Raw genomic sequence first — 19,779 nt, 5'->3', positions numbered from 1 at the left:
TGGAGTACTTACAGGAAAGTGCATTCACCAGGGAAGAACTGGCAACTTATGACAAGTACTGGGACAGCATCAGCAGCGAGCGTACCTTGATTGAAGACGCCTATTCGGAGGGAGAAGAAAAGAAAGCTCTTTCCATAGCCCGCAGCATGAAAGCCAAAGGCTTTGATACGCCCACAATCGCTGAGCTGACAGGGCTAAGCCCGGAGCTTATCGAAAGGCTGTAACGACGGGCCGGCCCTTTCACCTCGCTCTAACTAACGAGACAGCCAGAATTTCCTGAAAATTTCGAGCTCCTCCAATTCCCGGTTTACAAATCGCTGAAAAAGCCGATCCCCTACTTTGCTACGCAATGCGGATATGCCCACATCAATAAGCCGAATGCCTGACTCCGTCAGAAAAATATTATCGAATCGCATGCCCGGCATATCAGAAGGGCACTGAATGTCCCGATGTACAAAGCCAGCCCGGTGCAAAGCGGTAAGTTCGTCTTCCAACAGATCAAGCCACAACTCCCGGCGTTCAAATTAATACGCCCGGAAATCCAGGGGGTAAAGGCGCTCCATCACCAGCATATCAGCGTCCAAGCCCTCATCAATATCCAAACGGATAAACTTGACAACGAGATCATTTACGGCATGGGCATATTGCATTTTTTCAGCTTCTGAACCAATACCTGAGCGGGTATCTTCCACAAACAGCTTTGCTACCTCTGTCGAGGATAACGCAATAACCGTATTGTTGGCTCCCCGGGATAAAGTTTTCGGATATCGCTTAGTCATGCTGATTTGTTGTACGTAAAATATTCAAAGATGATGGAATACTGTAAAAAACTCTATCTTACTCCAAGTGTTTTATGCAAAAGAATCTTATAAGTAATGAAAAAAACTGTGGTCCTTGGTGCTTCTCCCAAACCAATACGTTATTCCTATGCAGCCGTTCAGCAGTTGGCTTCCAAAGGACACGAGGCAGTGCCTATTGGTGTAAAAGACGGTGAGATTGATGGCATCGAAATCATCAAAGGCACCCCGGAGGTGGAGGATGTCCATACCATCACGCTATACCTAAGCCCACCGCGGCAGCCACAGTACTACGATTATATCTTTAGCCTCAAGCCCAAGCGGCTGATCTTCAATCCTGGCACAGAGAACCTGGAGCTCATCCAATTGGCGAAAGACAAAGGGGTGGATGTGGAAGTTGGCTGTACGCTTGTGATGCTCTCCGTAGGAAATTATTAACTGTATTTTGCTGAACACCTCTCCCATCTCAACAGTTAGGCAAATAAAAGATTTTGCCAACAGATACCCAATTTGCAACGGACTGGCTTGAAGAGCGTTACCGGTTTGATGTCGCCGCCCGCAATCCTAAAGTGGAAGCGGCCTGCCTGCAGTACTTCGCTCAACACCCCATGGTTTCCATCATTGACATCGGTGCCGGTACAGGCGCTAACTTTATTTACCTTTCGGAAAAGTTCCCGCAGTCGCAGCAGTGGGCCCTTGTTGAACTCAACCCGAACCTGCTGAAACGAGCGCGCGAACGCCTAAAAATATGGGCTGCCGCCAAAGGTTATACAGTCCGGGAAAATGGGCAAAGACTGGACTTTCAGCGTAGTGGCCAACACATTCATATCCAGCTGTTACAGGGTTCTCTCCTGGAATTGCCCCGACTGCTACAGCCAGGCCAATATCAACTGGTTACAGCCTCAGCAGTATTTGACTTGCTCAGCAAACAGATGCTGAGCGATTTAATACAGACCTTCCATCACAACCGGCTGGCTTTACTGACTACCTTGAACTACGAAAGCATGGCATACCTCCCCGGTGATGCGGAAGATAAACGTTGGATCGAGCTTTATGAGGCACATATGCAACGGGAACAGGACTTTGGCAGAGCGCTCGGCCCCGGGTGCAGTGACTTTTTAGAAAATGGGTATGCTCAGCTTCCAACCGCACAAACGCTACGCGCACCAAGCCGGTGGCAAATCGAACCGGCAGATACCTCTATGCACGGCCACATGCTGCAGTTTTTAGAGAAAAGCCTTCTGGAAATGACCAGCATGGGACACTCCGGTAAGGGGTTGGACGCATGGCTGCAACGCAAAAAAACACAGCTTCAGGCGCAACAACTTCGGTTATCGGTGGTGCATTCTGACTTTTTTACCGCTCCGGTTTATGAAGGATAACACCTGGATAAGGCTGCACGCAGCTCTTATGCTGGCCGCCCTGACTGCATTGGGTCAGACCGGGCTTTGGTGGCCCGTGCTAGGCGTGTCTCTGGTCACTTTTAGCTGGTTGTTGGCGATGCATGCGCCTGCGCTGCGCCGGTTGCGCCCCGTAGGAGGATATGCCAACTGGGTTACCCTTGCGCGATGGGCGCTCCTTTTATACGCAGCCTATAGCTACCCGCAATGGTCGGACTATATCGTTTTTCTACTCTTTCTGACCGTAATTATATCAGATGGTATTGACGGATACCTGGCGCGCCGTTATCAGCAATCTACGGCTGTTGGTGGTTTACTGGACGTGGAAACAGACGCCTTGATGAGCGCTATACTAGCTGGGATTCACTATCAGGAAGATATCGTTGGCGGATGGATTCTACTGGCGGGTGGGATGCGTTACGGCTATGTATGGTTGCTTTACCTGCTGGGGTGGGAAAATCATAAAGGGGCTGACAACCCGAATGCCAGGTGGATTGGAGCGACTTTTATTAGTGTGTTGATGGGTCCGTTTATTGCTCCGGAATGGCTATCAGTGCCAGCATTGGTTGTTGGTAGTCTGTTGGTCACTTGCTCTTTTGGGTATTCTCTATGGGGCCAGCGCAAAGCCTGACCCACAGAAAATACAAATGCTAGGCGGCGTTCAGCCCACCTTTGCCAGGTTCCGGCATTTTGCATTCTTCATCGGGCTTTTTGCCACACACTGTACACTCCCCTACTTCACTTTTTAGCATGGGATTGTTGGTCGCGCAGGTTCCGCGGAATTCATTGCCAGTCATAATCTGCCGCACATTGATCAGTGCGAAGCTGATACCAAATACCACAAAAATAATCCCGAGAACATATAAATATTCCATAGTCGAATTTCTTCTTTTGGTGCATAAACAAGTAGTAGCCCGGCACAGTTCATAACTCCGCAGGAAGCCCTACCTTTGCGGGTGCAAAATTACAAAAAAACCACACCATGCAACATAAACTCGACGCTTTTGCCCGATTGCTGAATATAATGGACGAGTTGCGGGAACAGTGCCCCTGGGACCGCAAGCAGACCTTTCAGAGCCTGCGCAATTTAACCATTGAGGAAACCTACGAGCTGGCGGACGCCATTCTGGATGAAGACCTGCCGGAAATCAAGGAAGAAATTGGCGATTTGCTCCTGCACATGGTATTTTACGCCAAAATAGCTGATGAGAAAGGGGCTTTCGACATTGCGGATGCCCTAAATGCTGTTTGTGAAAAGCTCATCAAGCGCCACCCTCACATTTACGGAGACGTACAGGCCGATGACGAGGAGACAGTAAAGAAAAACTGGGAGCAACTCAAGCTACAGGAAGGCAAAAAATCCGTCCTCGCTGGTGTGCCCCGTTCCCTGCCTGCTATGGTCAAAGCCTACCGCATGCAAGAAAAGACCAAACAAGTGGGCTTTGAGTGGGAAAATAAGGCGCAGGTTTGGGACAAAGTGGTAGAGGAAATGGAAGAATTCAGAGAAGCAAGCGAGCAGGGGTTGTCACAGGAAAAAAAAGAAGAAGAATTTGGTGATGTGCTGTTTTCTTTGATCAACTACGCCCGGTTTGAAGGTATAGACCCAGAGACCGCCCTGGAGCGCGTCAACCAGAAATTCAAGCAGCGCTTTGAGTACATTGAGGCACATGCGGACCGTGCCTTGACAGAAATGAGCCTGGAAGAGATGGATGCGCTCTGGAATGAAGCCAAGTCCCAATAGAATTCCTTATTTTTCACGGAAAGCCTGCCAATTTTATTACCTTTGCGCCTCGCAAAATGTATCTTAGAGTGCCTAAACTACCTTTTGCAGGAATTGTTCTGAAGGTATTAGGTCCTTAAACGTCATGACGCAATCCAGATGAGAAAGATAGAACTCGATATCGTTGCTTTATCTCACAGCGTAACCCAATCCCACAATTATGCGGTGGTCCTTGGTGAACAGGGAGGTTCACGCCGCCTGCCTATTGTCATCGGCAGCTTTGAGGCTCAGGCTATTGCCGTTGCGATGGAGCGTATGACTCCTAACCGGCCACTGACTCACGACCTTTTCAAAAATACGCTGGAGACTTTCAATATCGAGCTCAAAGAAGTGGTCATCAATAATCTCCTGGACGGAATTTTCTACGCCCGCCTGATTTGCATCAAAGACGGTGAAATCATCGAAGTCGACTCCCGCACTTCCGATGCCCTCGCTATGGCGGTGCGCTTCGATTGCCCGATTTATACCTACGAGTTTATTCTTGATGCCGCCGGCGTAGTCCTGGAGGATGAAGGGGACGAAGACATGGGCGAACCTGCTGAAGCAGATATACCTGAGAAAAGAGCTAGCCTTTCTTCCTACTCCGTTGAAGACCTGCGCAAGATGCTGGATGAAGTCCTCAGCGAAGAAAACTATGAGCGTGCAGCTGAGATACGGGATGAGATTGACCGGCGTCAGCAGGAGTCTTAACCGGGTCACAGGGACTCATCCTGACTCCAAGGTTGCCGCTTGCACCCATCCGTTTACTTCTTTATTTGTTTGAGAACGGTCACTACCTGATCCATCATTTGTTCTGTAAAGTCCAGATGTGTCACAAACCGTACAGTCTGTGGCCCAAATGCTGAGGCATTGATCCCCCTGGCCTTCAACTCCTCCAAAAACTTGTCAGCAGTTAAGCCTTCCACCAGGTCAAAAATCAGAATATTGGACTGTACGGGCCGAACGCTCTCCACGTAGTTCAGCCCCTGCAGCACCTCCCCTATCTGACGGGCCCTTTCATTGTCTTCCCGCAGCCGCTCCACCTGATGGTCCAGTGCGTATATACAAGCTGCCGCTAAGTAGCCGGCTTGCCGCATACCGCCGCCCATTACTTTGCGTAAACGCCGGGCCTGCTGTATGAAGTCTTTCCGGCCAACAAGCACTGAACCTACGGGTGCCCCGAGCCCCTTGGACAAGCATAGGGAAATGCTGTCGAAATGCGCCCCCACTTCCTGAGTGCTTTCCCCCGTTTCCACCAGGGCATTGAATAGCCTTGCACCATCCAGGTGTAAAGCCAGGCCTTTTTCCCGGCACAGCGATTGAATAGGGCGAATTTCGTCCAGGGTGTAGTAACTGCCCCCTCCTTTATTGCAGGTATTCTCCAAAACCACCAGACGGCTAATGGGCAGCCAGTCGTATCTAGGCTTAATGGCAGGGGCTACCTGTTCGGCTGTAATTTTCCCATTCGTCCCTTTGATCAGGTTGATGCCTACGCCGGAATTATAGGCATAACCCGCAGTCTCGTATTGATAGATGTGGGAGTACTCATCACAGATCACCTCATCCAGTGGTTGTGTATGCACTTTGATGGCAATCTGATTGGTCATCGTGCCGGAAGGGCAGTATAAGGCGGCCTCCTTACCAAACATCTTCGCCACCTTCGTTTCCAACGCATTCACGGTGGGGTCCTCTCCAAAAACATCATCACCCACTTCTGCCCGCATCATCGCTTCCAGCATACCCGGGGTAGGCTTAGTGACTGTATCACTGATTAGGTTGATCATCTTTTTTGCGGGGAATTTAGGGATTTTTTGAGGGAGTTCACTCGCCAAAAACACAACAAATCTGCAAAACACTTCAGCACCGAATTATACTGACGACGAAGTAGTTTGGGACCAACCATGACTTCGTGTCGGCATACCTGTGCGTACCGGCATACTCGTGCGTCGGGTGGCCGCCCAAACCTCTCCATTCCGAGTATAGCAAAAATTAAAAAAAGCCAGATTCTCCTGGGACATTTTAAGACTATCCGTCACTAAGCAAGTGTAACATCTCAGTGGATATTTCTGGATAAGCTTTTTCACCTGCCAGGCTGATCGCGAGCGGCACGCAGGCACTGAACGGTATTGCCCTGCCCAAAGCAGGCTTACCGCCATTTTCTAACTCGAAAATCTTTAGTGCCATGAAAACGATTGCTGAATTGGCAGCCTTGCTGCCTGGCTCTGCCATGCTTACTAAAAAAGCCTGTAAAAAAGTGAAGGGTGGTGAAAATGCCCCGCCACCGCCACCGGAAGATGATGGCCTGATCGGTAATGAAGACATTATTGATGGCTAATCACAGCTTGTCTAAATGGTAGAGCAGCCAGTCTTTCAGCATCAAGTGCTGCTCTGCCATTATCTCATCTGTTAAGCCCCTTTTCCTAAGCGGGTCAACGTATGGCAGCGATTTCATTTTGATGACCTGTCGGCAATACCCCAGGCATTTTTTATATCGTTGCCCCACAGCAGTTTCGCCATTGCCCGAGCGGTCAATAAACCTTCTGAAGCTGGAAATCCGATCCATAACAAAAGAAACGGAGTGCCCCCGCGTGTTATACGTATCACAAAATATCCGCACTTCGAGCATCCTCAGCCGAAGCTTGAAAAACCACCCATCATACGGCGTTTTACTCATGATGCCTAAAGCTTCATCAAATAAATCTGGCGCATTGGTGTGCCATCCTTTATAGTACAGCAGATAGACCTGGGCTAATGTCAAGGTTTCTGCCTTATCCTTGAGCAGATAAACGGCATGCGAATCAATAAACTGCTCTACCCAGTCAAATTTTCGGACCATCAGCCCAGTGACCACCGAATTCAAAAAGCGGGCCGCCGTCATTTGATTATCTACGACGATAAGCTCTTGAGCATACCCAAACTGAAAAAGCTCAAAAAGCTGAGAAATATACGGTTCCTTATTGCCTACAACCAGAGGCGCCAGGTAACTGATGAGGGTTTTAAGGGCCAGGCTGACCTCAAATTCACCCCACAACCGGTAATTGGAGAAAAAGATGTCTTTCAATTTCAAAAAAAGCACGTGGTTAACTCCACCTGTATATAACTTCCACAACTGATGAAAAAACTGCAACACTTCAGGGGCTTCATCACCGGCTGCGAAAGAAAGAGCTTCTTCCAGGCCAAGAAAAGTGGTATCATCGGATAAAGTCATGCGTCTAACCGACCGGTCAATACCGTAAATCAGCAATTGGTGGGCCAGCATTTCATTTAAAGCCTGAGCTAACTGATGTAAGTCCTCCGTTCGCTGTTCATTTTTCTGGATATTATCAAAAAAATACCGTTCGTGTAGTAAAGCCAGGCGCGCCTGCAGTTTCAACAGCCCATCCGGAGCGCTCTCTAGTTTTTTCAGCCCGTCATTTAGGGCTTTTTCGAACGCCCCCGTACGCCTTCTTCTATGCAGGGCCTGTACAAGCAGGAATTGTTGGGCTTGCGGTTGTGCCTGCAGCTCTGCATCAATCAGGTACTGTTCGATATACTGCTGCAAGGTGGTCATCAGGTTACGGAGCTTTTGCGGTTCGTAATCTTCTCCCCAGTAAGCCTTTCGGAACAGGTACTTCAGGTCCAGTTTCTCATCATCAAATTCAGGGTGGAAAGGCACAAGCGCATCCCAAAGCTTTACCACAGGTGAATCCCGGTGTCTTGCTTTTTGAAGGATTGCCTTACGGACAGCCTTCAGTTCATCAGTTGCGAAGGCCCCTATTGTGCGGGCAAGCTTGGTGGAGTGCATGGTGTGTGCAGTGGCTTTGGATGTGATGAAGATAGGCTAAACTAACTAACTACCCCATCACTTTTTAAACAGATGAAATAGCAAACTGCCCATTTCAACCCTTACAATCGAAAAAAAATGTCTTTCGCTGAGCTGTCCTCTGGGACTAAATTGCAAATGATTTTTGCATAACCACAAGCTTGGCTTTCTACTCCTTAGAAAGTCAGGCTCTTTTTAAAGCCCTTGACATGAAAACACTGACTTACGTATTCCTTACAATATGTTTTTGCTCCACCCTCCATGCTCAGAAGTCCGGGACGATCTACTTCATGAGGCTAACTGGCATTTCAGGTACGGTATCCGCTTTTAATGCCTTTATAGATGGCGAGCTTGTTTGCCGGCTGAATAACAAAAAGTTCTCTGTGCATGAAGTACCTGCTGGCGAGCATACCATTACTGTGCAGTTTAGTGGTAAAAATGCCAAAGAAAAAGCAGAGCCTATTACCGTTACCGTAGAGCCTGGTCAACCGGTCTTCGTGCAAATGGTGCTCGAAGTTCGGGCGATCATCAACAACCTTTACTGTCAGGAGATTACTGAAAGCTCTGCACGTCCTGTACTGAGGAAGCTAAAGGAAGACACCAAATGCCGCTAACCTTCCATTTTCAGTCTTATAAATCGCGAAAGTTGGCTTTGTGCCCGTATGTTCTGTCACCGACCTTTATGCTTGCCTTGTGGGTGCTTCTAACCTTAACGATAAATTCTGTAAACTCACAAACTAAACCGCCATGCTAAAATTAATTTTTACAACTGCCTGCTTCGTTCTATTTAGCCTTACGCTCACTGAGGCTCAAATTTATGTTGGACCAAAGATTGGGGGGAGCTTGAATCGTTTTTCATTGAGAGGAGATGATGTTACAGATCTGTACTCTGCTAAAATCAGAGCTGGATTTACTGCAGGTATAGTTATTGATATTCCCTTAACCTCAGGACTATCTGTACAACCAGAAGTATTGTATTCCCAATTCACCTATTTTATGGAAGATCCAAGAAGTTATAACTTTTATCTTGGCGACTACTCCCCTATCGGAGGCGGGCTTTATGCCATAGGCACCCAAACTGATTACCCCGAGAACATTGCTGATTCTAGGAGTTTTGAACTTTTTTGGGACGAATCTTATAGTATTTCTTCACTCGAAGTACCTGTATTAATTAAGTACGAATTCATCGGTAGCTCATTTGGCTATTTTTTTGAGGCAGGTCCTAGCTTTTCTATAGGACTTAATGGCAGAGCAAATGATATCATCAGAGATCGCGAGGGTAGCGAATCAGCTGATGATTTCCTTTCAAATATCGTTGAGGGACAACCTGATGTCTCAAAGAACTATGAAAGATGGATCGAAAGTCACAATCGTAATGCTGGTTCGGCAGAAAATAGAGATTTTTTGAGACAGCAAGGTTTTCTACTGACGCAAGGAGACTTTGATGATGAATTTGAATTTAGAAATAATGGTTCTAGTCCATTCAAGACTTTAAATATTGGTATTGCACTTGGTGGAGGAATATATATTGAGACAGGGTTAGGAAGAGCTTATCTTGGTGTAAGGTATATTCGTGGCCTGAGTAATTTTTGGAATGATCGCTACTCGCCATTTCAATTCAGCTTTATTAATCAAAGGCGACTCGACTACGAAGCCTTCGACACCCGCACCAACAATCTCCAACTTTCCGTCAGCTATGCCTTTCCGCTTGGAGGGGGCTTCTAAAACTTAATCCCCTGGTTATGAAATGTAACAACTGCGGCGCTGCCAATGGTGCCGGACAGCTGAGGTGTACACAGTGCAATGCTCCATTACAGGGGTCGATGATGGCAGATTCTAATCATGAAGATTACGAGCCTGGCATGGCTAAGAACACCTGTGGGAATTGTGGGACTGGTAACGACAGCACTGCGCTACGGTGCAAGCAATGCAACGCCCCACTCCAAGGTTCTATACTTGGCAAACCTTCGTTGCACTCTGGAGCTGCCCCGTCACGTACGAGCGAAAAAGAACAGGCAGCTGCTCATTCCAACCACACCCTTCCCTGCCCCAACTGTGCCTATCCTAATATTCCACAGGCCAAACTTTGCGTGGCCTGCGGTAGCAAGATAGCACAGGTTGAGGTAAGCAATCATACGCTGCCATTTACAACTGACCCGCCCAAACAGCATGAGCCAGAAAGTAAAACCGTAAACCCTTGGCAACAGCAACCATCTCCGGGGTTTTGCCTGCAGCCTGTAACCTCCAATCAGGAATCCCCTCTAAAACCGAAAGTATTTAAAGCCCATAGGGTGACCCTCAACCGGGAAGTGCTGGAGGAGGGCAATCAAACCATTACAAGTCAGGTGCAGGCAATAATTGAATTAAGAGAGGGGCAATGGTGGCTTATGGACCGTAGTGCACAGCACACTACCTTTCTGCTTGTACCGCATAGTGGAGTCCCCCTGAATCCGGGAGATAAAATCCTCATGGGCAATCGGGTTTTCGAATTTAAACCGGATACGAAATGACCCGTGGCCGATTGCCTTCAGATCAACGAGCGCCGAAGCCGGGCACTTATGTAAAGGACTTCTACCTGGAGCGTATGCTGGGCGAAGGAACTTTTGGTGTCGTCTATCTGGCCAGGAAGCAAGAAGCCCCGCAACAGGAAGTAGCCCTCAAACTACTCAAAAGCTGGGCTGTCCCGCCGCACGCTGAAGAAAGCCTGGCCAAACGGTTTGAGCTGGAATACCATACTGGCCAAATCAGTTCCCCAAACCTGGTGCAGACCCTGGAGATGGGTGAATGGGAGGGCACGCCTTTTTTCACGATGGAATACTGCCCCAACGGTGATCTTCGGCAACTCATCCTGAAAAAAATGCCCTTCCTAAGAGCGGAAACGGTGGCATTAGATATACTGAAGGGGTTGAATACACTTCACCACTTTGGAAAAATTCACCGCGACTTAAAACCGGAAAATGTACTCTTTGATGATGCAGGCAAGGCAAAGCTTACCGACTTTGGCATTGCCGGGCACCTCAATATTCAGCTTACAATAGTCAATAGTGAAACTCAAAGGCCTGAGCAAATTTTTGGAAGTTATGCCTATATGGCGCCTGAGCAGGCATCACCCAGGCACCGCTCCCAGACTTTGTTGCCTACCATCGACATCTTCAACTATGGCGTTATCTGTTTTGAGTTATTCTCCGGTGGCATCTACCCATTTGGCAGCTGGAACACGACGGAAGATATCGCTGCCTATCGCGCGCGAGCGGCAAAAGGAGACATGAGTGACCTGAGTACATATTGCCCTGATATCCCCAGCCAATGGATGAGTTTGATCACCAGGGCCTTACAACCTGATGCCAGGCAGCGGTTTCAGCACACGGACGAGATGCTTTCTTTTCTTGGCCAATTGCCTAAAAGTGCACCTAAAAAAGGCTGCCCCAATGCACTAATTGTCCGAAACGGAGAAGAATTCAGAAGGTGCTACCCCTTGCCGCCCAATCAGCGGTCCCGCATTAACCGGCTAGGCAGGGCTGAAAGCGATGTGGTGAATGACCTTGCGATCAAGGAAACACTGACCCAAACCATTTCAAGGCGGCATGCTACCCTTGAGTATCATCATGAGCAAAAACAATGGTTTATACGGGATGGGCAATGGGATGCGAGCACTGCAAAGTGGCGGCTATCCAAAAACGGAACTTTCCTTAATGGGATCAAAGTAGGAAAAACAGGCAAACGACTTCAAACCGGCGATATTATCAGCTTAGGGCAGACGACCCTCGAAGCCATTTATTCACCAGTCAAGCAATAGCAAAAGATGAAGCGAAGAGATCTAAATGTGTTTAACATGTCTTTTATCGACCTTTTAGCGGGAGCACTTGGAGCGGTAGTCATGCTGTTCATCATCATCCCTAAAGTCGATATTGAACAAATGGAAGAATTGGAAGCCCTTGCTGCGGCGGAGTTCGAAATCAAGAGCCTGGACAGTCTGCTGATCATGGTGAAGTCTTCTGTCCCGGACTCTGACTATACAGCCATTATCGAACAAACCCAGCGGCTGCAAATGACAATCGGCAATCTCCGAAAAGATGTAAATGAACTTCAAGGGCGGCTGAGCCAGAAAATACAAGAGAAAAACCAACTGGAAAAACAGCTTTCCATATTGGAGAATCAAAATGAAGCGTTGCGCAAAAAAGTCAGTGACCTGCAAAAACGGCAACCTAAAGCTGATGACCAAGCAGTTATTGAGGAGGCTCCTCTTGCTGAAAATCAGCCAGCTGAAGAGGAAGAAGACTACAGTGAACCCATCGATACCACCCCTGGCATTGGAGACTTTCAGATGGGCTTCAACCCACCTTTGACCGTAATGATTGAATGGGAATCCAAAGATCATTGGGTCCACCTTTACATGAAGCCCAAAGACAGCAACTTCTGGTGCTTTTACCAAAGTAAGCGCCGGATAACTCCTTTCGGGAAATGGGCAAGGTTCAAGTTCAAAAAAACACCTTATGAAGCGATTGTTCAGGATAAAGAACTTACGCAGGGAGAATACGAAATCTATGCACAGCTGGACAAGCCCAGAAGCGGTGGGGAAACGATAATCCAAGGCTTTGTCGCTGCCAATCCTAAAGAAGGTGTCCCCCAAATGATCCGTTTTGGCGACATCAAGGTTCAAAGCACCCCACCGCCCTACCATCGCAAAGCAACCGGAGAGGCCCTGCTGGGCTACCTGACCATTCAAGACAACAAAATTACCTGGGACCCTGTGAAGGAGCCTATCATTCAATAAAAATAAATATAACATGAAAAGCGGAAAACTTATCAATTTGCTGATCAGCCTTGTGGCAGCCATTGTCTTTGGGCTGATTGTTTACGGGATCGGAAGTGTTGTATCGGAAGAATCCGGCGCTTACCGACTCCTCGAACTTATGGGAGCCAATCTACCTAGTGGCTTTATTCAAATCCTGACCTACTTTCTCTTCTTGTACGGGATTTTGGAAATTTTGCGGATGAACCGACAAGCTAACCTTGAAGAACATGCCTTTTCATTAGGGTTATTGCCAGAACAGGAGCAATACGTATTGTCTGCAGAGGATGTTGCTCAAATCAAATTAAAGATGGTTGAACTTGGCCGGGGCACCCCCTATTTACTAGTGGAAACCATCAAACGTGCCTGCACTCAATTCCGGGCAAACAAATCTGTAGCCGAAACACTGGATGTGGTGAGCGCGCATACCAACCTGTTGAGCAGAAACAGCGATAGCGAACAGGCGCTGATTCGCTATGTGGCCTGGGCGATACCCTCCATTGGCTTTATAGGCACTGTCATAGGTATAGCCAGCTCGCTGGGTGCTGCTAATCAGGTAACCACTCAAGAAGGCATAAAGGCAGTGACCTCCTTACTCAACGTTGCATTTGACACCACACTTGTTGCCCTGATTCTCAGTATAGTCCTTATGTTTTTCTATCACCTCCTTCAGGAGCGCGTGGAAAAGCTCCACGCAAACATTGAGGACTACGTCATGGAGAATCTTGTCAACCGCATTTATCACCGCGAGCCCGTATAACCCCTTCTCAAATGAAAACTAGAATTGGCAGCAAAATCGACGTGGGAAAAATACGGGAACACCAGGAGGATGATATGCTTATCGCTCCTGATGCACTAAATAGTGTATGGGAATACAATACCCGAAAGTACTACGACACCGACGAAAAGCTGGTTTTGCTGGCCATTGCTGATGGGATGGGAGGGATGAATGCCGGAGAGGTGGCTTCTGCGATTGCAGTTTCAAGCCTTCAGTCTTTTTTCTCCAAGCTTGAACCAGCTGCATGCCATCCTCAAAATCTTCCTGACTTACTTACTAATGCCATTGAGCAAGCTCATCAGGAAATCTTATCCCGCGGAGGCAGCTCCCCTGGTGAAGCGGGAATGGGAACGACTATCGTTGCAGTAGCCCTACATCAGGGTTTTGCTACGGCAGGTTGGGTCGGAGACAGCCGATGCTACCTCAAAAGAAAGGGAGAACCACTCCGGCAATTAACCAAAGACCACTCTCTGGTACAAGACCTGATCGACAAAGGAGCCCTTTCAAAAGCACAAGCCGCTTTCCACCCACAGCGCAACGTCATTTTACAGAGTTTAGGCAGCCATCGGGCGCTGTCACCCGATGTGATTCAGATTAAATTACATGAAGAGGATTTACTTTTGCTTTGCTCTGATGGGCTGAGCGGGATGATAAGTGATAGTGAGATTGAAGAAATACTTACACTGAGCAACGAACCTCAACAGAGTGCTCATAATTTGGTAAAAGCGGCTCTGATTGCCGGAGGGCATGACAATATTTCTGTCATCGTTGCATCCTTTGAACCACTAAGGCACTCCCTGGCACCGCTGACTAAAATGCATGCTCAAAAACCGCCCAAAACAATAGTCCCCCAACCACGCACTTCCACCAAAGTGCTGATCATCTCACTTGTCGCTTTTTGCCTGATTATCCTTTTTTCAGCTGTCTTAATTTTTAATACTGACGCTCTCATTAAAAACCCAACCAAAGGCCCCGAAACAACAAATGTGCTATCTTCTCCTGACCAGACCTCTCCATCCCACTCTGATACCAGGCCGGATACTTTTCCTGCCCCTTCCTCCCCAACATGGCATTCCGAAGATTTCTATGTGATACGGGTGAATGTTTTCGCAGAAAAGAAGAATGCAGTGGATTACAGTTTACATCTTCAGGATTTGTATCAATCCTATCAAATTGAAGTAAATCCTACGGGTGACCTTTTCGAGGTGATCATTTTAAAATTTAAGGACCGTAAGGAAGCAGAGGCCTTCAAGGCTAGCCATCCGGAACTGAAAGAAAGTATTATTTATCGTCAAAAACACAACCAATGAGCTGGAGCCAGGGCCAATTATTTTATGAACGCTTCCGCCTTGAGCGCTTGCTTGGAAGAGGTGGGTTTTCTGAGGTGTGGAAAGTAAACGATGAAAAAGCAAGGGCTATCGCCGCCATCAAAATCTTCATTAAACAGGATGAAGAGGGCGTGGAACTGTGCCGGCAAGAATACCAAAAAGCGCACAATCTAAACCACCCCAATATACTCCGACCGACCTACTTCGATGTATACAAGGGTGCCCCTTTCCTCGTAATGCCCTATTGCAGCCAGGGCACCCTGGCTGATAAAACCGGAACGCTCTCTCCTGAACAAGTGCTACAATTGTTCAGGGAAATAGCCAGTGCCTTAAACTATATTCATACCCGGACGAACTCTATTTCACATAACGATATTAAGCCTGACAACATCTTGATTGATGAGGAAGGCCATTTTCTGCTCACCGATTTTGGCATCAGTCAGCGATTTCAGCAAAAATTAACCCAAACAGTCAACACCGCACAAAGAGAAGCGGAAGTCGTCAAATCCGGAATAACAGCTTTAGCATACAGGGCTCCTGAACTATTTAACTACAAAGGCCGGACGCAAAAACCTGCTTCAAACGCTACTGATATCTGGGCTTTAGGAACCTTGCTCTTTCAGACGTGCAGTGGGCAGCTACCCTTTCATGGTGAAGGGGGATTGGCTCAATTGATCGGTATGAGCGATGGAACTACTGCTGTTTCGGACCTGGTTATGCCTTTGCCTGACTTTCTATTGCCACATCAAAAGCAACTGATTTTGAGTTGCCTGGAGCTGGAGACCTGGAAAAGACCGAGCGCAAAAGCAATTCTGGAAACGCTCGATCAAGCGATCTCACCCCAGGCAGCATCTAAGACTCCACGTGCTGGAGCCGTTTTGTCATCTACAAAGCAAACCTTTCTTGATCAATATGGGGTCTATGTGCTTATCTCTATCGCCACTTTATTGGTAATACTCGCTGTTTGGGCAATTGCCGGAGGTGGCAAGCCGAGCCCTGAAACATCAATAGCTCACCTAAATGATTCCACAGAACAGATAAGCAGCCAATCACCTGACAATTCTGTTCTTATCTATGATGTTCCGGAAGATCCTTTCCTGTTTGAGGAAGACGATGCCTATTGGGATAATTATGAAGAAGACCTAGATGCTACGGGTACTTATCAAACCAACTCCACTGCTAGCAATTCGGGAAATGCAAACACACCAAAAGTAAAGACGAAAACTCAAGCTCCAGAACAAAAAAAGCTGCTTCCTGCTCCTGATCAAAAGGATACAAGTAAAGTACCACCAAAACCGGATCCAATTATCGCTCCACCTGCATCTTCCGCTTCCCCTACCCCTGCTAAGCAACCTGCCACGCCTGCAAAAATCAAGCTGTCAAGAGCTGCTGCTGATCAATTCCTCAATACTCAAATAATGCTAACTGTTGTGGCCAGATCAGGTATTAATACCCTAAACGGTGAAGAATTTGTTCGCAGTCCAATTCAATTTACCCTAAAAAACCAGGTCACAGCCGGAAACATAATCGTAATCCCTTCTGGAAGCCAGGTTAAAGGCGTAGTCACACGTGCATCAAGTGGAAAATTTCTGGCGCCTGCTCAAATTCAAATTGAACTGGCATCAATTACTATAAACGGAAAACCCATTGCCATTGATCGTATTGAAATCAACAAGAAAGGGCGTGGAGGCGAAAAAGATATATTCATTCTGGACGGAGAGCGTTTTGACATAACCATTCAACCCTCCAAATCCCCAGCCTTGGAAAAATATATTTATGACCTCGTTGAATACTAAAAAACGGCTCCGCTTCTAGGCATAACCCAGGCAATTAGAGCGCCCCCATATCCCCCACCCCAATAAATGCCGCCCAGTAAAAAGGATAGGCACCGGTATCGTTATGACCATCCAGGTAATCCAGCTTTGCCTGCCGTAAGGCGGCATCCTTGGTCATCCCCGATTTAAGGTGCTGATAAAAACGGGCCATCAACTCCTGCGTACTTTGATCATTGACCTGCCAGAGCGTGGTGGCAATGCTTTTGGCACCGGCGTAGGCAAAGGCCCGCGCCAGGCTGATGATGCCTTCTCCCCGCTGCAGCTCTCCCGTACCGGTCTCGCAGGCAGAGAGCACCACCAGGTCGGCGTTCAGCTGAAGGTTGTACAGGTCACGGACGTAAAGCAGCTCATTTTCTAAACTGTCCGGCTGGGGGTAAAAGGCCAGATAGGAGTAGTCACCAACCCGAGGGTCAGCTTTTCCGTGGGTCGATAAATGGAGGATACGATAGTCTCCTGCCCTTTCTACAAACGATGATTCGGTGGCTTCTGCTCCGTAGAAGGCGTCTGTTTGGAAGACCCTTTGAATGCTGTCCAGCTCTGCCTGTGTGTACGGTAAGCCCCAAAGCGTATCGCTACGTGTGCTCGCCAGCCAGTCGCTTTGGTCGAGGTGGCTGGATAGCACGGTATCCACTGTTGCAAAGGGGGCTACCGCCAATAGTTCGCGCGCGGGTGCCTTCCGGTGCTTTTTCTCTTTCATTTCCTTCAACAGCGTAGCCGAATAACAATAGCTGACCTGATGCTCCCGGAGCAGGTAAAGCAATCGCTCGGCGGCATATAAATTATTCGCATCGGGCTTTTCCATCAGCAAAGCCTCAAACGGGATGTACCCCAAGATGCCATCCGGTACAATGACAAGCTTTTCGGGCAAGCCTTCGGCTACTGGCGCTATGAGCTTTTCATAGAGTTTCGGCGCCACTTCCAGGTAAGCTTCATAGGCGAAGGGCAACGGCTGACTGATATTGTCGCGCAATTGTTGTACCCATTCTTCAAGCGGGAAGTCTCGCTTTACTTCTTTTACTTCATAGTAGTCCTTTTCGATTCTGAAGATGAAGATGGAGCTGTCGCCTACGAAGTATTCGAGTAGGGCTTGGTCTTCCTCCAATATCTCCATTTGGACCTCCTCCACGTTTACGGTGCTGAGGTCGTACTTGAGCTTGTAGTATTCTGGGTAATCGCTTTCCAGTTGTGCCTTAAGGCTGTCATAGGCTTGATTGAGGTCAAAGAGTTGGGAACTGATAGCCAATACTGAGGTGTCGGTTTCTTCCAGGCCTTCCTGGAGTTTTTCCTGCCGCTTTTTATCGTAGTAGGTGAGGTCTACACGCAGGTCGTATTCTTTTTCTAGAAGGCTGTCGGGAATACCGGCGTAGTAAAGAGCATTGGACTCCTGGTACTGACTGTGAAGAATAACAGACTTACTTTCTTCAGTGTACTGAAACAAAACGGGGTCTGTATTTTCTGCTTCCCTTACCATTCTGAGCCGGTTATTCATTCCTAATTCAAACAAACGCTGATAGCGTTGAAGCCATGGCAAACGAGAAGCCGAATTGCTCAATTGCTGCTGTTGGTAGCGGAGCGCATCAATCGCGTAACCCGACCAAATGGCGGCACTGTCATATTGGGGTTTAGGGCGGCTCAAAGCATACATTTCTGAATAGGCCTCCAAAGTATTGAGCAGAAACTCTAATGACATTACGCTGGCGAAGCCTTCCGCTGACCATCCATTTGCCTCCAGGCTCTTTTGATAGTGCCATTTTGCTTGTTCCATATTCCCTTCCATAGCATAATGATCTCCCAAATGTTTATGGGCGGAAGCCACCCGGTAGTGCCTCGGACCGAATACTTTTTTCCAAATCTCCAACGCTTGTTGAAAGTGGCCGTAAGCCTCTGAGAGCCGTCCTTGCTTTTGAAGGGCCACCCCGTAATTGAGATGCGATAACGCCAAGTCCTGATGTTGACCTGAAAGCACTTGCTGAACCTTAAGCGCGCGCTCATGCACAACGATGGCAGCCTCTGTTTGCCCCAGTTCTACCAAAACAGTCCCCTCATTGTTAAGATAAATACCCAGTGCTTTTTCTCCCCCCTGCGTTACCTTTTCCTGTAATGCAACAGCCTGCTTGTAAATCGGAGCAGCGCGCTCCGGGTCAAACATCGATTGGTAACAATTTCCGATATTATTATAAGACAATGCCAAATTTGTATAATCCTCAGGAAAAGCCATTTTCTTGATCGCCAGAGCTTTTTCATGAAATTGGAGCGCCCTGGCATAGTCGTTCATTTCAGCATAGCATGTTCCCAGATTATTGTAACTCAGCGCGAGGCTGTACTCATTGCCCTGGGGATGTGCAAGTAGAACATCTATGGCTTTCAGCTGTAGTTCAACAGCAGCTCTGTAATCGCCTTTTGTCTGATGGGCAGATGCAAGATTGCTCAGGGGCAAGAACAAGTTCAGGTCTTCCGCTCCAAAAAGACTAGTGTTTAGGTCAAGCGCTGCTGAATAATGTTCGATAGCCTTATCATTATCTCCCATTTGGTAGTAGGCATATCCTACCGAATTATGATCACGCGCCACCTTTCGAAGGTCCTTCGGCGCTGCGTAAAGCCGTTCCTGTAGTGCCCTCTCCTGATAAGTAACCGCAATATCGTAATCTACCAGGGCAGTATAAGCGTTCCCGATTATGACCAATGCATCAGCCTTATCATGGGTAGGCGCCTTGCTCTGACCTGAATAAATCTTCAACAGGGCTTCCCCAACTTCTATTGCTTTTTTGTAATCCTGCGCACGGTTGTAGCAAATAGCCAGGCTTCGATAGGCTAGTAAAGTCTCCGGAGCCTCCGGGCCAAAGTGCTCCTGCCGGATGGACAGCAGCTGATTGAATGCCGGAATAGCCCGATCCATATCTCTGGTAAAATAATACACCTCGCCCTCGAAATTGACGAGGTCTGCCAGGAGCGGGCTCCGGTCTCCAAAGACATCAACGAAATCTGGCTTAACTGCTTTGACCAATTCCAGCGCAGCGGTGTAATCCCGTTGTTTGATTAGGGTATCGATTTGGTGGAGCACGATTTCTGCATCAGCAGAGTCTTTTATCGAAGTACCGGGCTCCTGAGCTGAAACAAAAAGAGAAAACCCTAATGCGGTGAGCAAAAATAACGTAGCTTTCATGTCTGACTGAGGTTATACGCAATACGAAGTGGTTTGCGACATCGGAGCAAGCCACTTCTCAGCGTAGATGCTCGTACGTTTGTTAATAGTACAAAAGTTCATTGAAAATCATAGATTGGCAAGAC

General features: G+C 47.8%; 20 protein-coding genes and 1 pseudogene. 15 read left to right on the top strand and 6 right to left on the bottom strand.

Going from position 1 to position 19,779, the window contains the following annotated elements:
• Window positions 1-224 (top strand): annotated as a pseudogene (locus MRY86_RS24555) (hypothetical protein); the annotation flags it as partial.
• Window positions 225-254: 30 nt separating this feature from the next.
• Here the strand turns inward: MRY86_RS24555 and MRY86_RS24550 are convergent.
• Both MRY86_RS24550 and MRY86_RS24545 read right to left on the bottom strand, forming a co-directional pair.
• Complete coding sequence (locus MRY86_RS24550) at window positions 255-509, bottom strand: hypothetical protein (protein ID WP_293571994.1); 255 nt, start codon at window positions 507-509, stop codon at window positions 255-257.
• A 15-nt stretch (window positions 510-524) separates the two neighbouring features.
• Complete coding sequence (locus tag MRY86_RS24545) at window positions 525-779, bottom strand: hypothetical protein (RefSeq protein WP_293563576.1); 255 nt, start codon at window positions 777-779, stop codon at window positions 525-527.
• 96 nt (window positions 780-875) lie between these two features.
• On the opposite strand from MRY86_RS24545, the gene MRY86_RS24540 reads away from it, so the two are divergent.
• The 3 genes from MRY86_RS24540 to MRY86_RS24530 are packed head-to-tail and all read left to right on the top strand — an operon-like array spanning window position 876 to window position 2,828.
• Window positions 876-1,235: a CoA-binding protein gene (locus tag MRY86_RS24540; protein ID WP_293563575.1), complete on the top strand. Its 360-nt coding sequence runs from the start codon at window positions 876-878 to the stop codon at window positions 1,233-1,235.
• 53 nt (window positions 1,236-1,288) lie between these two features.
• Window positions 1,289-2,179 (top strand): class I SAM-dependent methyltransferase, encoded by an 891-nt coding sequence (locus MRY86_RS24535; RefSeq protein ID WP_293563574.1) that lies wholly within the window; start codon window positions 1,289-1,291, stop codon window positions 2,177-2,179.
• The gene (locus MRY86_RS24530; RefSeq protein WP_293563573.1) at window positions 2,169-2,828 is read left to right on the top strand and encodes a CDP-alcohol phosphatidyltransferase family protein; all 660 of its coding nucleotides are present in this window, start codon (window positions 2,169-2,171) and stop codon (window positions 2,826-2,828) included. The genes MRY86_RS24535 and MRY86_RS24530 overlap by 11 nt, the downstream gene beginning before the upstream one ends.
• A gap of 19 nt (window positions 2,829-2,847) precedes the next feature.
• Here the strand turns inward: MRY86_RS24530 and MRY86_RS24525 are convergent, their stop codons facing one another.
• Window positions 2,848-3,072 carry a hypothetical protein gene (locus tag MRY86_RS24525; protein ID WP_044146942.1) on the bottom strand — a complete coding sequence of 75 codons (225 nt, stop codon included), beginning with the start codon at window positions 3,070-3,072 and terminating at the stop codon, window positions 2,848-2,850.
• Window positions 3,073-3,179: 107 nt separating this feature from the next.
• Here MRY86_RS24525 and mazG point away from each other — a divergent pair, with 107 nt between their 5' ends.
• Window positions 3,180-3,938, top strand: a complete 759-nt coding sequence (mazG, locus tag MRY86_RS24520; protein ID WP_293563572.1) for a nucleoside triphosphate pyrophosphohydrolase — start codon at window positions 3,180-3,182, stop codon at window positions 3,936-3,938.
• 138 nt (window positions 3,939-4,076) lie between these two features.
• The gene (locus tag MRY86_RS24515) at window positions 4,077-4,667 is read left to right on the top strand and encodes a bifunctional nuclease domain-containing protein (protein WP_293563571.1); all 591 of its coding nucleotides are present in this window, start codon (window positions 4,077-4,079) and stop codon (window positions 4,665-4,667) included.
• A 53-nt stretch (window positions 4,668-4,720) separates the two neighbouring features.
• Here MRY86_RS24515 and MRY86_RS24510 read toward each other — a convergent pair whose 3' ends face one another.
• Complete coding sequence (locus tag MRY86_RS24510; protein WP_293563570.1) at window positions 4,721-5,740, bottom strand: GntG family PLP-dependent aldolase; 1,020 nt, start codon at window positions 5,738-5,740, stop codon at window positions 4,721-4,723.
• A gap of 398 nt (window positions 5,741-6,138) precedes the next feature.
• Between MRY86_RS24510 and MRY86_RS24505 the strand changes: the two genes are divergently transcribed.
• Window positions 6,139-6,291 (top strand): hypothetical protein, encoded by a 153-nt coding sequence (locus tag MRY86_RS24505; protein ID WP_293563569.1) that lies wholly within the window; start codon window positions 6,139-6,141, stop codon window positions 6,289-6,291.
• On the opposite strand, the gene MRY86_RS24500 is transcribed toward MRY86_RS24505, so the two are convergent.
• A complete protein-coding gene (locus MRY86_RS24500; protein WP_293563568.1) occupies window positions 6,292-7,740 on the bottom strand; it encodes a hypothetical protein in 1,449 nt (482 codons plus the stop codon).
• A 227-nt stretch (window positions 7,741-7,967) separates the two neighbouring features.
• Between MRY86_RS24500 and MRY86_RS24495 the strand changes: the two genes are divergently transcribed.
• The 8 genes from MRY86_RS24495 to MRY86_RS24460 all read left to right on the top strand — a co-directional run bounded on the left by MRY86_RS24495 (window position 7,968) and on the right by MRY86_RS24460 (window position 16,452).
• Window positions 7,968-8,372 carry a DUF2846 domain-containing protein gene (locus MRY86_RS24495; RefSeq protein WP_293563567.1) on the top strand — a complete coding sequence of 135 codons (405 nt, stop codon included), beginning with the start codon at window positions 7,968-7,970 and terminating at the stop codon, window positions 8,370-8,372.
• Between the two features lie 133 nt (window positions 8,373-8,505).
• Window positions 8,506-9,483: an outer membrane beta-barrel protein gene (locus MRY86_RS24490; RefSeq protein WP_293563566.1), complete on the top strand. Its 978-nt coding sequence runs from the start codon at window positions 8,506-8,508 to the stop codon at window positions 9,481-9,483.
• Window positions 9,484-9,500: 17 nt separating this feature from the next.
• Window positions 9,501-10,268: an FHA domain-containing protein gene (locus MRY86_RS24485; protein ID WP_293571991.1), complete on the top strand. Its 768-nt coding sequence runs from the start codon at window positions 9,501-9,503 to the stop codon at window positions 10,266-10,268.
• Window positions 10,265-11,554, top strand: a complete 1,290-nt coding sequence (locus tag MRY86_RS24480; protein WP_293568651.1) for an FHA domain-containing serine/threonine-protein kinase — start codon at window positions 10,265-10,267, stop codon at window positions 11,552-11,554. Before MRY86_RS24485 ends, MRY86_RS24480 begins: the two co-directional genes overlap by 4 nt.
• 36 nt (window positions 11,555-11,590) lie before the next feature.
• Complete coding sequence (locus tag MRY86_RS24475; protein ID WP_293571990.1) at window positions 11,591-12,532, top strand: hypothetical protein; 942 nt, start codon at window positions 11,591-11,593, stop codon at window positions 12,530-12,532.
• Between the two features lie 13 nt (window positions 12,533-12,545).
• Window positions 12,546-13,310, top strand: coding sequence for a MotA/TolQ/ExbB proton channel family protein (locus tag MRY86_RS24470; protein ID WP_293568655.1), 765 nt, complete (start codon window positions 12,546-12,548; stop codon window positions 13,308-13,310).
• A gap of 11 nt (window positions 13,311-13,321) precedes the next feature.
• The gene (locus MRY86_RS24465) at window positions 13,322-14,638 is read left to right on the top strand and encodes a Stp1/IreP family PP2C-type Ser/Thr phosphatase (protein ID WP_293568657.1); all 1,317 of its coding nucleotides are present in this window, start codon (window positions 13,322-13,324) and stop codon (window positions 14,636-14,638) included.
• Window positions 14,635-16,452 carry a serine/threonine protein kinase gene (locus MRY86_RS24460; RefSeq protein ID WP_293568659.1) on the top strand — a complete coding sequence of 606 codons (1,818 nt, stop codon included), beginning with the start codon at window positions 14,635-14,637 and terminating at the stop codon, window positions 16,450-16,452. The genes MRY86_RS24465 and MRY86_RS24460 overlap by 4 nt, the downstream gene beginning before the upstream one ends.
• A gap of 34 nt (window positions 16,453-16,486) precedes the next feature.
• Here MRY86_RS24460 and MRY86_RS24455 read toward each other — a convergent pair whose 3' ends face one another.
• Window positions 16,487-19,654, bottom strand: coding sequence for a CHAT domain-containing protein (locus MRY86_RS24455; protein ID WP_293568661.1), 3,168 nt, complete (start codon window positions 19,652-19,654; stop codon window positions 16,487-16,489).
• Between the last annotated feature and the right edge of the window lie 125 nt (window positions 19,655-19,779).

Source organism: Phaeodactylibacter sp., from assembly GCF_022763345.1.
Taxonomy (GTDB): Bacteria; Bacteroidota; Bacteroidia; order Chitinophagales; family Saprospiraceae; genus Phaeodactylibacter.
Note: the sequence above shows the minus strand (reverse complement) of the source record. Positions and strands in the feature narration are given on the sequence as shown.

What these genes read in the sequence shown, in the direction of transcription:
- MRY86_RS24545 (WP_293563576.1), bottom strand. Translation starts at nt 779, where the DNA reads ATGACTAAGCGATATCCGAAAACTTTATCCCGGGGAGCCAACAATACG.
- MRY86_RS24540 (WP_293563575.1), top strand. Translation starts at nt 876, where the DNA reads ATGAAAAAAACTGTGGTCCTTGGTGCTTCTCCCAAACCAATACGTTAT.
- MRY86_RS24530 (WP_293563573.1), top strand. Translation starts at nt 2,169, where the DNA reads ATGAAGGATAACACCTGGATAAGGCTGCACGCAGCTCTTATGCTGGCC.
- MRY86_RS24525 (WP_044146942.1), bottom strand. Translation starts at nt 3,072, where the DNA reads ATGGAATATTTATATGTTCTCGGGATTATTTTTGTGGTATTTGGTATC.
- mazG (WP_293563572.1), top strand. Translation starts at nt 3,180, where the DNA reads ATGCAACATAAACTCGACGCTTTTGCCCGATTGCTGAATATAATGGAC.
- MRY86_RS24515 (WP_293563571.1), top strand. Translation starts at nt 4,077, where the DNA reads ATGAGAAAGATAGAACTCGATATCGTTGCTTTATCTCACAGCGTAACC.
- MRY86_RS24510 (WP_293563570.1), bottom strand. Translation starts at nt 5,740, where the DNA reads ATGATCAACCTAATCAGTGATACAGTCACTAAGCCTACCCCGGGTATG.
- MRY86_RS24505 (WP_293563569.1), top strand. Translation starts at nt 6,139, where the DNA reads ATGAAAACGATTGCTGAATTGGCAGCCTTGCTGCCTGGCTCTGCCATG.
- MRY86_RS24500 (WP_293563568.1), bottom strand. Translation starts at nt 7,740, where the DNA reads ATGCACTCCACCAAGCTTGCCCGCACAATAGGGGCCTTCGCAACTGAT.
- MRY86_RS24495 (WP_293563567.1), top strand. Translation starts at nt 7,968, where the DNA reads ATGAAAACACTGACTTACGTATTCCTTACAATATGTTTTTGCTCCACC.
- MRY86_RS24490 (WP_293563566.1), top strand. Translation starts at nt 8,506, where the DNA reads ATGCTAAAATTAATTTTTACAACTGCCTGCTTCGTTCTATTTAGCCTT.
- MRY86_RS24485 (WP_293571991.1), top strand. Translation starts at nt 9,501, where the DNA reads ATGAAATGTAACAACTGCGGCGCTGCCAATGGTGCCGGACAGCTGAGG.
- MRY86_RS24480 (WP_293568651.1), top strand. Translation starts at nt 10,265, where the DNA reads ATGACCCGTGGCCGATTGCCTTCAGATCAACGAGCGCCGAAGCCGGGC.
- MRY86_RS24475 (WP_293571990.1), top strand. Translation starts at nt 11,591, where the DNA reads ATGTCTTTTATCGACCTTTTAGCGGGAGCACTTGGAGCGGTAGTCATG.
- MRY86_RS24470 (WP_293568655.1), top strand. Translation starts at nt 12,546, where the DNA reads ATGAAAAGCGGAAAACTTATCAATTTGCTGATCAGCCTTGTGGCAGCC.
- MRY86_RS24465 (WP_293568657.1), top strand. Translation starts at nt 13,322, where the DNA reads ATGAAAACTAGAATTGGCAGCAAAATCGACGTGGGAAAAATACGGGAA.
- MRY86_RS24460 (WP_293568659.1), top strand. Translation starts at nt 14,635, where the DNA reads ATGAGCTGGAGCCAGGGCCAATTATTTTATGAACGCTTCCGCCTTGAG.
- MRY86_RS24455 (WP_293568661.1), bottom strand. Translation starts at nt 19,654, where the DNA reads ATGAAAGCTACGTTATTTTTGCTCACCGCATTAGGGTTTTCTCTTTTT.